Source organism: Sphaerotilus microaerophilus, from assembly GCF_023734135.1.
GTDB classification, from domain to species: Bacteria; Pseudomonadota; Gammaproteobacteria; order Burkholderiales; family Burkholderiaceae_C; genus Sphaerotilus; species Sphaerotilus microaerophilus.
Map to the genome: position 1 here is coordinate 3,774,666 of NZ_AP025730.1, position 12,737 is coordinate 3,787,402.

Here is a 12,737-nt window from a genome sequence, read left to right on the forward strand (position 1 = left end):
CATTTCGGGAGTGGCAGGTTCAGCGCGGCAGGGCGGCCGGGTGCAGCGCGCGGTGCGCCGCCGGGTAGGTCGCACGCACGCGGGCAAAGGCGAACAGGCCCGGCAGCAGCATGCCGACCATGCAGGCCAGGGCGATGCGCAGGCCGTCACCCGGCAAGCGGGCCTCCAGCACATCGCTGAGTCCACCGGTGAGGATGGGGCCCAGGCCGCTGGCCAGCACGGCACCGGCGAGCATCAGCATCGCGCTGGCCGTGGCGCGGCGCTGGGGCGGCACGACCAGACTGAGCGCCGCATAGGCGGGTGCCACCCACCAGGTGATGAAGAAGGCAAAGGCCGTCACCAGCGCCACGGCCGGTGTGATGGCGCCTGCCGGCAACGCCAGGTAGGCCAATGCGCAGGGCAGTGCGATGCCAACGCCCAGCATCGGCACGCCGATCTGCCAGCGCAGGTCTCGCCGGGTGAGGTGGTCGGTCAGCGCGCCCGCGGCCAGTCCGCCCAGCACCGAGGCCAGCGCCGCACTGCCCGACACCCAGCCCGCCCCCTGCAGCGACAGGCCATGCCGGCGCACCAGCAAGGCGGTGTTCCAGGTGCCAAAGGCATAGCCGGCCAGCAGCGCGCAGGCGGCCGCGACGATCAACCAGCGCGTCACCGGCTCGCGCCAGATGGCGCCCACGGCGCCGCCCTGCAGCTCCGCAGCAGCCAGTGCGGCGGGTGCGGTGGGCACAGCAGCGCGGGCCGGCTCGGTCACGCCGAAACGCAGCAGCGCAGACAGGCCCAGCGTGCTGCAGCCCACCAGCACCACGGTGGCGCGCCAGCCGTAGCGCTGGGCCAGCCAGGCGCCTACCACCATGGCCAGCAGCGCGCCGATGCTGCCGCCGGTGCCGAACACGCTCATCGCGCGCGAGCGCTGCTCGGGCGGGTAGAGATCGGCCAGCATGGACATCGAGGCCGGTGCGGCACCGGCATCGCTGATCGCCCCGCCGGCACGCGAGGCCATCAGGGTCCAGAAACCGCTGGCCGCCCCCCCCAGTGCCGCGAGCAGGCCGCCCAGGCCGCGGCACCAGGCCACCAGGTCACGCCGCCCGCCGCGGTCTGCCCGGCGGCCCAGCGGCACGCCGATCAACGCGAAGGTGAGGGCATAACCCAGGCCGGTGACCAGGCCGATCTGCAGGTCCGAAAGCCCGAACTCGGCCTTCACCGGCTGGATCAGCACCGCGATGATCTGCCGGTCCATGAAGGCCAGCGCCGACAGCGCCGTCAGCAGAACGAGCACCTGGCGACGCTGCAAGGCAGCGGAGCGGGCCACCGGGTTCACTCGCCGGTCGGCCGCTCTCGCCCGTAAGCGCCCAGCGCCGACAGGAAGGCCAGCATGCCCAGAAAGTAACAGCCTACGGTGCTGGTCGCCAGAGCCCAGCGGAGTGCCTCGTTGCCCAGCGAAGGTGCCAGCCAGTCGCTGACCATGCCGACCAGCAGCGGACCGAAGCCGGCGCCCAGCATGGTCATGCCCAAGTTGAAGATCGCCATCGCGGTGGTGCGGCGGTGTGGCGCGATCAGCTCGGCCAGCACGGTATACACCGGAGCCGTCCACCACACCGCGGTGACGCCGAACAGCATGTAGAAGCCGATCGCCCGCGGCACCTCGAAGCCGCCGATCAGCCAGGCATCGCCGGCAGGCATCATGTAGAAGGCCAGGCCGGTGGGCAGCGTCAGCAGGCAGCCCAGGGCGGGCACACCGACGCGCCAGCGTGGATCGCGGCGCGACAGCAGGTCGCAGAGCCAGCCGCTGGCCAGCCCGCCCAGTGCCGCCATAAACCCCCCAAGCAGCCCCATCACCGCACCGGCGCCCTGCAGGCTCATGCCGTGCGAGCGCACCAGGAAGGCCGGTGTCCAGATGCCGATGCCATAGCCGGCAAAACCCATCAGGAAGCCGGCCATCATGATGCGCACGAAGGCCTTGGAAGCCCACAGGTCGCGCAGCAGGGTGCCCAACGGCTCGGTCGGCGCACCCTTGGCGTCGACAGACTCCCAGCGACCGCGCTGCGGCTCCACCCCGGCATAGCGCAGCAACAACGCCAGCGCCACACCCGGCAAACCCATCCAGATGAAGGCCGCGCGCCAGCCGTGGTGGTGCGCGATCCAGCCCCCCAGCGTCAGGCCAAACAGGATGCCCAGCTGAGGCGCCAGCCAGTAGACACCCATGGCCCGGCCACGGCGGGCGGGCGGATAGTGGTCGGCCACCATCGACAGCGACGGCGCGGTCCCCCCGGCCTCCCCCACCGCCACGCCCACACGCGCCAGCGCCAGCGTCCAGTAGCTGCCGGCCAGGCCGCACAGCGCGGTCATCGCGCTCCAGGCGGCGCAGCACCAGGCCACCATGTTGCGGCGGTTGGCCCGGTCGGCATAGCGGCTGAACGGCACTGCCAAGGCGCTGTAGAACAGTGCGAAGGTCAAGCCCGAGAGCAGCCCCATCGCGGTGTCCGAGACCTGGAACTCCCGCTTGATCGGCTCCATCAGGATGCCCATGATCTGCCGGTCGATGAAGCTCATCATGTAGACGAGCAGCAGCAGGACCAGGGTCGCGTGGCTTCGCCAGCCGTGGGCGGAAGTCGGTTCTGAGGTCATGGGTGTGGTCTTTCTGGCGCGGGCGAAGGCTCGGGGCGCGGCCTGCCGCAGCCGATCGGCGAGAGCGGAGGGAGCGGGGACTGGCTCAGGCGACCAGCGCCCCGCCATTGACCGGCAGCAGTTGTCCGTTGATCCACTCGGCCTGGGGCGAGGCCAGGAAGGTCACGGCAGCGCCCACGTCCTGCGGCGAGCCGGCGCGCGGCACCGAGGCGCTCTTGCGGGCCACCTTGTCGGAACCCTCCCAGTTGTTCATCGTGCCCAGCGACAGCGCGTTGGCCGTCACGCCATGGCGGCCGACCTCACCGGAGAGGTTGCGGATGAAGCCCAGCGCCGCCGCCTTGGCCGCACCGTAGGCGCACAGGCCCATGCCGGTGGCGGTGCGTGCGGCATCGGAGTTGATCGCGACGATGCGGCCCCAGCGGCGCTCGATCATCTTCGGCAGCACCGCCTGGCAGGCGTGCATCAGACCGTGCAGGTTGAGCTGCAGCCAGGCATCCCACTCGCTCTGCGGCGACTCCAGGAAGGGCGTGTAGCCCCATCCCTGGGCGGGAATGCCGGCGTTGTGCACAAAGATGTCGAGGCGGCCCTGCTCGGCCTCGATGCGCTCGACCATCGCGAAGATCGCCGCCCGGTCGGTCATGTCGGCCTGATGGCCCCATGCGCTCAGGCCCTGTTCACGCAACGCGGCTGAGCCGGCCTCGGCCCGCTCGGCATGGAAGTCGTTGACGATCACCGTCGCACCCTGGGTCGCCAGGGCCTGGGCGATGCCGAAGCCCATGCCGCGCCCGGCGCCACTGACCAGGGCCACCTTGCCGTCGAGTTTGAACATGCCACTGTCTCCGGGTGTCTTCATGGGCACAGCTTGCCCGGCATCGCCCGCTTCGGCATACCGCAAACGGACGGGGCACGGGCCCGGCAGCGGCGGTTGCCGCTTGACTCGGCAGACCGTTGCTCAGTCGTGGTCGCCGTCCGCCGGGTGCAGCAGGGTCTGGATGCGAGCGGCCAGTTCAAGCACTTCGAGCGCCGTCCTAGCATTGGCACGCACGAAGCGCTCGCCGGAGCCGCGTCGCACGATGAGCCGCTTGTGCTCGTCACGCTCGAGCCAGCCCTTCTCGATCAGCTGGGCCACCTTGCGCCGCACCGTCTCGCGCGGAATGCCGGTGGCCTCGCTGATCGACAGCACATTGCAAGGCTGCAGTACCCGGCCGCGCCGCGCTACGTCGTCGAGGAGCTTCTCGGGCACCTCGGCCCCGCCCTTGCGGAAGAACTGCGAGACGTTATGCAGCGAGATCTCGCCGAGCACGAGGATCTGCACCATGTCGCCGTCGAACTCGCGGTAGAGCTTGCGCATCATCGGCACCGTGAAGGCGGAAATCAGGTGCGAGATCTGGTAGGCATGCCGCTCCATCGCGGCGGGGGAAGGCTTCACGAGGACTCTCTCGTACGGGCGGTGTGGGGTGGAAGGTCACCGGCTTGCGGCGTCGCGTCACCAGCCGGGTGCCCGGATTGGGTTCTGCGGGAGCGTGCTGCGCAGCGATCGCCCTAGCATGGCGCCTCGCGCGCCCGCCCGCCATGGGGACTGGCCCTCGGCCGTGGCCCCGATGGCACCCGCTGGCAGCGTGCCTCCAACCAAGCGTCTGAACCCACTCCGCCATGACCAATTCCGTCAGCCCCCCGCCCCCCGAAACCGGCAGCGCCGTAGGAACGGGCCGCGCAGTCCCCGGCCCGCTGGCCGGCCTGCGCATCGTCGAGTTCGCGGGCATCGGCCCCGGCCCCTTCACCGGCATGCTGCTGGCCGACATGGGCGCCGACGTGATTCTGGTCGAGCGCGCGGCCGACTTCGCTGCCGCGCAGCAGTACCCGCGTGCCGCCCCCAACCGAGGCAAGCGCTCGATCGCGCTGGACCTCAAGTCCGAGGCCGGCCGCGACGCCGTGTGGCGCCTGCTCGCCTCGGCCGACGCGCTGATCGAGGGCTACCGGCCCGGCGTCATGGAGCGCCTGGGGCTGGGCCCGGAGGCGGTAGCGGCGCACAACCCCCGGCTGGTCTACGGCCGCGTGACCGGCTGGGGCCAGACCGGCCCGCTGGCCCAGGCTGCCGGACACGACATCAACTACGTCGCGCTGACCGGCGTGCTGAGCACCGCCACCCGTCCCGGCCAGGCTCCTCTGACGCCCCCCACCCTGGTCGGCGACATGGGCGGTGGCGCCATGTTCCTGGCCTTCGGACTGCTCTGTGCACTGCGCGAGGCCGAGCGCTCGGGGCGCGGCCAGGTAGTGGACGCAGCGATGATCGACGGCGTGGCCGCCATGAGCAGCCTGATCCACCAGATGCGCGCCAACGGCTTCTGGGATTCCCGACCCGAGCGCAACCTGTTCCTGAACGCTTCCCCGTTCTACGAGGTGTTCGAATGCGCCTGCGGGGGGTACATCACTCTCGGCGCGATCGAGCCGCCCTTCTACGCCGAGCTGCTGCGCCGCCTCGAACTGGACGACATGGACCCGCGGCAACAGTACGACCACCGCGCATGGCCGGCGCTCAAACAACGCGTGGCCGAGCAGATCCGCAGCCGCAGCCGGGCCGAGTGGTGCGAGCGCATGGAGGGCAGCGACGCCTGTTTCGCCCCGGTGCTCAGCCTGGACGAAGCCGCCACCCATCCACACAACGCCGCGCGCGGCCTTTTCATCGACCTGCCGGTCGACGGCCGCCTGCAACGCCAGCCGGCGCCTGCCCCCAGGCTTTCCGCCACCCCCGCAAGAATGCCTGCGCCTGGGGCACGTTGCGGCGAGCATACGGATGCAGTTCTTGCGGAGCTGGGCCTGACTGCACAGCAGATTGCGCAGATGCGGGCAAGCGGCGCCTGCGCCTGAGTGCGCCGGCCCGGCGAGAAGCACGTCCCCGGAAACGCCGGCCTTGCAACCCGGCTACTTCTCTACGGCGCCCAGCCAGGCCACGCTGTTGAGGAAGATTCGAACCAGCTCGGTCTGGCGGCGCACACCGGTCTTCGAGAAGATGGACCGCAGGTGCGCCCGGGCGGTGTTGCGGCGGATATTGAGTGCCTCGGCGGCCTCCTCCAGCGACAGGCCGTTGGCCAGCTGGATGGCCAGCGCGGTCTCGGCCGGCGTAAGCTGGAACAGCTGCTGCGCCAGCCGCACCGGCGGCTGGGACTTGCCTTCGGTATCGCGAACGAACACCGCCACGCTGGGGCGCTGCTTGCCTTCGGTCCACTGGTCAGGCGACACGCTTTGCACCACCACGCCCCAGCTGAGCTGGCCAGAGGGCCGGCTGACCGACATCGCCTCGGTCAAGCCCATGGCGGCGGCCTGCGGGTGCGTCAGCGCGTCGCGCACTAGGCGTTGAAGCTTGCGGTTGTCGTTGGCGTAGGTAGCCTCAAGCTGCTTGCCGACCACGCGCAGGCCATCCTCCATGTCGAGGATCGCGGTGGCCGCCGGGTTGCACTCGATCACCTGGCCGGTCTGGTCCAGCACCACCACGCCGATCATCAGCTGCGCCATCGCATGGCTGTACAGAGAGTTGACCTTGCGGTCCTGATGCACCGACAGATGCAGGTTCAGCGCCCGCTTGATGTGGGGCAGCAGCAGCCGGCCCAGGGCCACATCGGCCGCACTGAACGGCGGTGCGTCCTCCGGGCGGGTGACACGGAAGCCGTAGACCCCCCCATCGCGGGTACCGATGTCGGCGCCCAGCACATGGAACACGCCCAGCGGCGCACACCAGTCACGGTAGTAGGGCGAGGCGCGCCAATCGGCCTCGGAGATCACGTCCGCGATGGTCACCAGCCGGTCCGGCGGCATCCCGGTGAAGGGACTGAGGGCGATCTGCGGGTTACCCAGGTTGATGTTGTCGCGCCCCACCCCGGCCGAGACGATCAGGCCTCGGTCATCAGCACCGCCCGGACGCACGATCAGCGAGGCGTAGTTGCCGCGCAGCTCGGCGCGCACCGCCTCCAGGCAGTCGGGCCAGCCGGCCGGGTCCAGCGCAGCTTCGTACAGCTTGTCCAGGATGCCGCTGAAGTGCTCGACCGAAAGATCGGCAGACACATGTGCGGGCATCGGCTTGGCGGGATCGGGGCGCAGTGGAATCATGTGATTTGAGTGTATCGCCCGGTAACCGGCCACCACAGGCGGGTTGACCTCAAAGCAGGGAGGGAGCTCAACCCAATTCGAACAAACCTGCCGCGCCCATGCCGCCGCCGATGCACATGCTCACCACGACGTAGCGCAGGCCGCGCCGGCGGCCCTCCAGCAGCGCATGGCCGACCAGCCGCGCACCGGACATGCCGAAGGGGTGGCCGATGGCAATGGCGCCGCCGTTGACGTTCAGTCGCTCGTCGGGAATGCCCAGTTGGTCGCGGCAGTACAGCACCTGGCAGGCGAATGCCTCGTTGATCTCCCACAGGCCGATGTCCTTGACGTCCAGGCCGTGCTTCTTCAGCAGCTTGGGAATCGCGAACACCGGGCCGATGCCCATCTCGTCGGCGGCGCAGCCCGCCACCGCCAGGCCGCGGTAGGTGCCCAGCGGAGTGAGGCCACGACGCTCCGCCTCGCTGCGGCTCATCAGCACCGACACGGAGGCCCCGTCCGACAGCTGCGAGGCGTTGCCCGCGGTGATGAACTCGCCTTCGGGCACCCACTGGCCGTTCTTCCACACCGGCTTGAGCTTCGAGAGGCTCTCCAGCGTGGTGTCGGCGCGGTTGCCCTCGTCGCGCGTGAGGGTCACGTCCTCGTGGCCCGTGGCATTGCCCTCCTTGTCGAACAGCTGCTTGCGGCTGGCCAGCGGCACGATCTCGTCGGCGAACAGGCCGGCGGCCTGCGCCGCCGCCACGCGCTGCTGGCTGCGCAGCGCGTACTCGTCCTGCGCCTGGCGGCTGACGCCGTAGCGGCGGCTGACGATCTCGGCCGTTTCGATCATCTGGATGTAGGCGGTCGGCGCAGCGGCCAGCACGGCCCGGGACTGTGCCCGGTGGCTGTTCTTGTACTTGTTCTGCACCAGCGAGATCGATTCCAGGCCACCGGCCACGGCGATGTCCATCTCGCCGGTCACAATGCCCTTGGCCGCGGTGGCGATGCTCACCAGGCCCGAGGCGCACATGCGGTCGATGGTCATGCCACCCACGCTCTCGGGCATGCCGGCGGTGTAGGTGCACAGGCGACCCAGGTTGTAGCCCTGGCTGCCCTGCTGGGCCGCGATGCCCAGGATCACGTCGTCCACGTCGGCGCCGTCCACACCGGCCTTGTCAAGCGCGGCGCGGATCACGTGGCCGCCGAGCACCGGCGCCTCGGTGTCGTTGAAGGCGCCACGGTAGGCCCGGCCGATCGGCGTGCGGGCGGTGGAGACGATCACTGCTTCGTTCATGGGGAAACCTGGTTGCTCAATCGGTCAAAGGGGAGGCGAAGAGAGAGGCTGCTCGGCTACGCGAAGTAGAGACGGCTGATGGTGTCGACCACGCAGCCCGGTTTGTCCAGGCCCTCGATCTCCACCGTGACGCGCACGGTGACCTGCACCCCGTCGCCCGCGATGGCTTCAGCCGCCACCACCTCGCCGCGCCCGCGCACGCGCGAGCCCACCCTCACCGGCGCCGGAAAGCGCACCTTGCCGCAGCCATAGTTCACGCCCATCTTCAGGCGCTCGTAGCTCACCAGCTGGGGCATGAACAAGTTGGCCAGCGATAGCGTCAGATAGCCGTGCGCCACGGTGGCGCCGAAGGGGCCACTCTTTGCGCGCTCTGAATCCACATGGATCCACTGATGGTCGCCGGTGGCGTCGGCAAACAGGTTGATGCGTGCCTGGTCGATCCGCACCCAGTCGGTGCTCCCCAGATCGCGGCCCACCGCGGCCAGCACGCCAGCCACTGAGTCGAAGGAGTTGCTCATCGCATCAGGCCCGCTGCGACGAGACCGAGACCACCTCGCCGGTCATGTACGAGGAGTAGTCGCTGGCCAGAAAGACCATCACGTTGGCCACCTCCCAGGGCTCGGCACCGCGGCCGAAGGCCTCTTTCGAGGACAGCTGGTTGAGCAGCTCCTCGGAGGCCGACTTCTTCAGAAAGGCGTGGATCGCGATCGACGGCGAGACGGCGTTGATGCGCACACCGAATTCGGCGGCCTCCATCGCCGCGCAGCGGGTCAGCGCCATCACGCCGGCCTTGGCGGCGGCGTAGTGCGCCTGCTCGACCTGGGCGCGCCAGCCCAGCACCGAGGCGTTGTTGACGATGACGCCCTTGCCGCGCGGCTGCATCACCTGCAGCGCGGCGCGAGTCATGCGGAAGGTGCCGGTCAGCGTGATGTCCATCACCCGCTGCCAGTCCTCGTCACTCATGTCGACGACACGTCTGGCGGTGCCGAAGCCGGCGTTGTTGATCAGCACGTCGATGCCGCCCAGGCGCTCCTCGGCGGCTGCGATCAGCGCATCCACCTGGGACTGCTGGCTCACGTCGCAGAGCTGACCGTACACCGCCTGCAGGCCGGTCTCGCGCTGGATGGCCTGCACCGCCTCGCCCAGGCGACGCTCATGCACGTCAGAGATGAACAGCGCGCGGCAACCCTCCTCGGCCGCGCGCTTGGCAGCGGCAAAGCCGATGCCGGCGCCTGCGGCAGCGGTGACCAGCACGGCCTTGCCCTTGAGCAGGCCGTGGGCAGGAACGTAATCAGGAGCAGGTTTCATGGGGGCAGAGCCTCGGTGGCCATCGACTGGCGCCGATGGTCGCCACCGCGACATGGCGACGCATCGTCCAGGTGGACGATCCAAGAGGCTCAGGCTGGCCGCGGCGCCCGGGGCATGCCCAGCGCGCGCTCGGCGATCAGATTGAGCTGGATTTCGTTGGTGCCGGCGTAAATGGTGTCGGACCGCGCAAACAGCGCCGACTGCTGCAGCAGCCGCAGCGGCAACGGGTGATCGCGCAAATCGCCGTCGATGCCCATCACGTCCAGCGCCAACTTGCCCAGGTCACGGTGCCAGTTGGACCAGCAGTACTTGTACATCAGCGCCTCAGGACGCAGGCGGCCGTCCTGCGGGCCCGAGAGCATGCGCAGCGCGTTGTAGCGCAGCACGCGCAGGCCGGCCCAGGCCTGGGCGATGCGCGCGCGCAGGTGCGGATCTCGCGCGGTACCGTTCTCGCGCGCCAGCCGCATGACCAGCTCCAACTCCTGCGTGAAGTGCATCTGCTGGCCCAGCGTGGAGGCGCCGCGCTCGAAGGCCAGCAGCGCCATGGCCACGGCCCAGCCATCACCCGGCTGGCCCACGATGTCGGCGGCCTGGGCGCGGGCGCCGTCGAAGAACACCTCATTGAACTCGGCGCCGCCGGTGAGCTGGCGGATCGGTCGGATCTCGATGCCCGGCTGGTCCAGCGGCATCAGCAGGAAGCTCAGCCCCTTGTGGCCCTTGCTGCCGGACTCGCTGCGTGCCAGCACGAAGATCCAGTCGGATTCCAGTGCCCAGGAGGTCCAGACCTTCTGGCCGTGCACGATCCAGTCGCCGCTGGCGGCGTCGCGCGTGGCACGGGTTTGCACGTTAGCCAGGTCGGAGCCGGCGCCGGACTCGCTGTAGCCCTGGCACCAGTATTCGGTGCCGGCACGGATGCCGGGCAGGAAGCGTTCGCGCTGGGCATCGGTGCCCAGGGCCAGCAGCGTGGGGCCGACCAGGCCTTCGCCCAGGTGGCCCAGGCGGCCAGGGGCGCCGGCGCGGGCGTATTCCTCGTGGAAGATCAGCTGCTGCTCGATCGACAGGCCGCGGCCGCCCCACTCGCGCGGCCAGCCCACACAGGTCCAGCGACCGGCGGCGAGCTCGCACTCCCAGGCCTTGCGCAACGCCGGATCGGCGTCCTCGTCGCCCGGGCCGCCGCGGTGGCGCACCGCCTCGAACGGGCCGCTCAGGTGTTGCGCCAGCCAGCCGGCGATCTCGGCCCGGAAGGCCTCTTCCTCGGGGGTGAAGTCAAGACGCATGGTGTTCTTCAGCTCTTCAGTCAGCGCGTCAGTCGAGCAAGGCCGCGGCGATGCGCTCGCGCCACTGGTCGGCGCTGCCCAGCCAGTGGCCGGACGCCTGCGCGCGCTTGAAGTACAGGTGCGGGTCGTATTCCCAGGTGAAGCCCACGCCGCCGTGCAGCTGGATGGCCTCCTGGGCACAGAAGAAGAAAGCCTCACCAGCGCGCGCCTTGGCGGCACCGGCTTCCAGGCGCAGGGCCGCCGCCGCGGCGCCCGAGTCGGCCAGCGCCGCGGCGCCGTAGATCAGCGAGCGCGTGGCCTCGATCTCCACCATCATCAGCGCGCAGCGGTGCTTGACGGCCTGAAAGGCAGCGATCTTTTGGCCGAACTGGCTGCGCTCGGCGGTGTAGGCCAGGGTCAGGTCCAGGCATTGCTGCGCACCGCCCAGCTGCTCGGCCGCCAGCAGCAGGGCCGCGCGGGCCTCCATGGTCTGCAGCGCCGCCGGGTCCAGCGCGCCCTCGTCCAGCCGCGCCGCGGCATCGAGCGTCACGGCCTTGAGCGTCAGGCGGGCCAGCGGTCGGCTGCAGTCCCAGGTCTCGCAGGGCCTGCGGTCCAGGCCTTCGGCCGGCACCGCAAACAGGCCCAGCCCACCCTCGGCCAGCCGCGCCAGCACCAGCACCAGCTCGGCGCTGGCGCCATCGGGCACATGCGCCAGCTCGCCGTCCAGCCACCAGCCCTGGCCGCTGCGCTGCGCCGTGACGCCCGGCTCGCCCAGTCCTACGCCGCGGCCGGCCAGGGCCAGCGTGGCACGCAGCTCGCCGGCGGCGATAGGCGGCAGCCACCGCTGCTGCGCCGCGGCGCCGCCCAGCAGCTGCAGCGCATTGGCGGCCAGCGCCACGGTGGCGAAGAAGGGCGAGCACAGCAGACGCCGGCCCATCTGCTCGAACAGCAGCACCTGCTCCACCGTGCCCAGGCCGAGGCCGCCCAGGTCTTCGGGGATGGCCGTAGCGCACCAGCCCATCTCGGCCCCCAGCTGCTGCCACAGCGCGGCGTCGAATCCACCGTCGCTGCCGCCATCGATCACCGCGCGCAGCGCGGCGCTGCTGCCGGCCTTGGCCAGGAAGTCGGCCGCCGCGTCCCGGATCATCAGCTGGTCATCGGTCAGAGAGAAGTTCATCGTGGAAGACGGGTTGTGGCGTCGATGAAATGGCGCCGGCAGGCGGACCGCAAGGAATTGACAGGTGAGACTGACGGCACCTCCGCGTAGACCCGGCCGAACTCAGCTGCCGTAGACCTTCTGCGGCCGGGGTGCCTCGGCGATCAACCGATCCACCACGGCGCCCAGCTCGGCGGGCACCCAGCGTGCGCCCTTGTCAGTGATCTGGCCGGTGTGCCAGCCGTCGGCCACCGAGATCTCGCCGCCCTTGGCCTCGAAGCAGCGGCCGGTCACGTGGGCCGACAGCGGGCTGCCCAGCCAGACCACGATCGAGGCGACGTTCAGCGGATCCCACACGTCGAAGCCGCTCTCGGGCTTCTTCACCATGTCGGGCATGCCGGCCTCGGTCATGGCGGTGCGCGCGGCCGGGGCCAGGCAGTTGACGGTGATGCCGTAGCGTGCCAGCTCGGCGGCCTGCACCAGGGTCAGCGCGGCGATGCCGCCCTTGGCGGCGACATAGTTGCTCTGGCCGATCGAACCCTGCAGGCCAGCGCCCGAGCTGGTGTTGATGATGCGCGCATCGACCTTGCTTCCGGCCTTGGCCGCGTCGCGCCAGCGCCGGCCCAGCACATTGGCCAGGCAAAAGTGGCCGCGCAGGTGCACGCGCATCACGGCGTCCCAGTCGTCCTCGGTGAGCGACAGGAACATGCGGTCGCGCAGGATGCCGGCGTTGTTGACCAGCACATGCACCTCGCCAAACTCGGCCACGGCGGCATCGACGATGGCCTGCGCACCGGCGATGCTGCAGATGTCGCCGCTGTTGGCCAGCGCACGTCCGCCGGCGGCCAGCAGTTCGGCTGCCACGGCTTCGGCGGCATCCTGGCGGATGTCGTTGACCACCACGTTGGCGCCCTCGGCGGCGAAGGCTTGCGCATAGGCGCGGCCCAGGCCGGCACCTGCGCCGGTGATGATGACGGTGCGTTGATCGCAGATACCCATGGTGTTCGATTCCGTGAATGGC

General features: G+C 70.1%; 12 protein-coding genes. 1 reads left to right on the forward strand and 11 read right to left on the reverse strand.

All coding sequences use genetic code 11. The features are described from left to right. Positions 1–19: 19 nt before the first annotated feature. From NGK70_RS16135 to NGK70_RS16150, 4 genes are all read right to left on the reverse strand, one after another. Positions 20–1,306: an MFS transporter gene (locus NGK70_RS16135; protein WP_251969527.1), complete on the reverse strand. Its 1,287-nt coding sequence runs from the start codon at positions 1,304–1,306 to the stop codon at positions 20–22. A gap of 5 nt (positions 1,307–1,311) precedes the next feature. Then, positions 1,312–2,622: a spinster family MFS transporter gene (locus NGK70_RS16140; protein WP_251969528.1), complete on the reverse strand. Its 1,311-nt coding sequence runs from the start codon at positions 2,620–2,622 to the stop codon at positions 1,312–1,314. 85 nt (positions 2,623–2,707) lie between these two features. Then, entirely contained in the window at positions 2,708–3,451 is a 744-nt protein-coding gene (locus tag NGK70_RS16145; protein WP_251969529.1) for an SDR family NAD(P)-dependent oxidoreductase, read from the reverse strand. A 123-nt stretch (positions 3,452–3,574) separates the two neighbouring features. Then, positions 3,575–4,051, reverse strand: coding sequence for a helix-turn-helix domain-containing protein (locus NGK70_RS16150; RefSeq protein ID WP_251969530.1), 477 nt, complete (start codon positions 4,049–4,051; stop codon positions 3,575–3,577). Positions 4,052–4,359: 308 nt separating this feature from the next. On the opposite strand from NGK70_RS16150, the gene NGK70_RS16155 reads away from it, so the two are divergent. Beyond that, complete coding sequence (locus NGK70_RS16155; protein WP_251973806.1) at positions 4,360–5,490, forward strand: CaiB/BaiF CoA transferase family protein; 1,131 nt, start codon at positions 4,360–4,362, stop codon at positions 5,488–5,490. Between the two features lie 54 nt (positions 5,491–5,544). On the opposite strand, the gene NGK70_RS16160 is transcribed toward NGK70_RS16155, so the two are convergent. The 7 genes from NGK70_RS16160 to NGK70_RS16190 form a co-directional block, all read right to left on the reverse strand. Next, positions 5,545–6,726: a LuxR C-terminal-related transcriptional regulator gene (locus NGK70_RS16160; RefSeq protein ID WP_251969531.1), complete on the reverse strand. Its 1,182-nt coding sequence runs from the start codon at positions 6,724–6,726 to the stop codon at positions 5,545–5,547. Positions 6,727–6,793: 67 nt separating this feature from the next. After that, entirely contained in the window at positions 6,794–7,996 is a 1,203-nt protein-coding gene (locus NGK70_RS16165) for an acetyl-CoA C-acyltransferase (RefSeq protein ID WP_251969532.1), read from the reverse strand. 56 nt (positions 7,997–8,052) lie between these two features. After that, positions 8,053–8,514 (reverse strand): MaoC family dehydratase, encoded by a 462-nt coding sequence (locus NGK70_RS16170; protein WP_251969533.1) that lies wholly within the window; start codon positions 8,512–8,514, stop codon positions 8,053–8,055. A gap of 4 nt (positions 8,515–8,518) precedes the next feature. Further along, the gene (locus NGK70_RS16175; RefSeq protein WP_251969534.1) at positions 8,519–9,304 is read right to left on the reverse strand and encodes an SDR family oxidoreductase; all 786 of its coding nucleotides are present in this window, start codon (positions 9,302–9,304) and stop codon (positions 8,519–8,521) included. A gap of 89 nt (positions 9,305–9,393) precedes the next feature. Next, a complete protein-coding gene (locus tag NGK70_RS16180) occupies positions 9,394–10,581 on the reverse strand; it encodes an acyl-CoA dehydrogenase family protein (RefSeq protein WP_251969535.1) in 1,188 nt (395 codons plus the stop codon). Between the two features lie 28 nt (positions 10,582–10,609). After that, positions 10,610–11,737, reverse strand: a complete 1,128-nt coding sequence (locus NGK70_RS16185; RefSeq protein WP_251969536.1) for an acyl-CoA dehydrogenase family protein — start codon at positions 11,735–11,737, stop codon at positions 10,610–10,612. Between the two features lie 102 nt (positions 11,738–11,839). Further along, on the reverse strand, positions 11,840–12,715 hold the full coding sequence (locus NGK70_RS16190; protein ID WP_251969537.1) for an SDR family oxidoreductase: 876 nt from the start codon (positions 12,713–12,715) through the stop codon (positions 11,840–11,842). Positions 12,716–12,737: the final 22 nt, after the last annotated feature.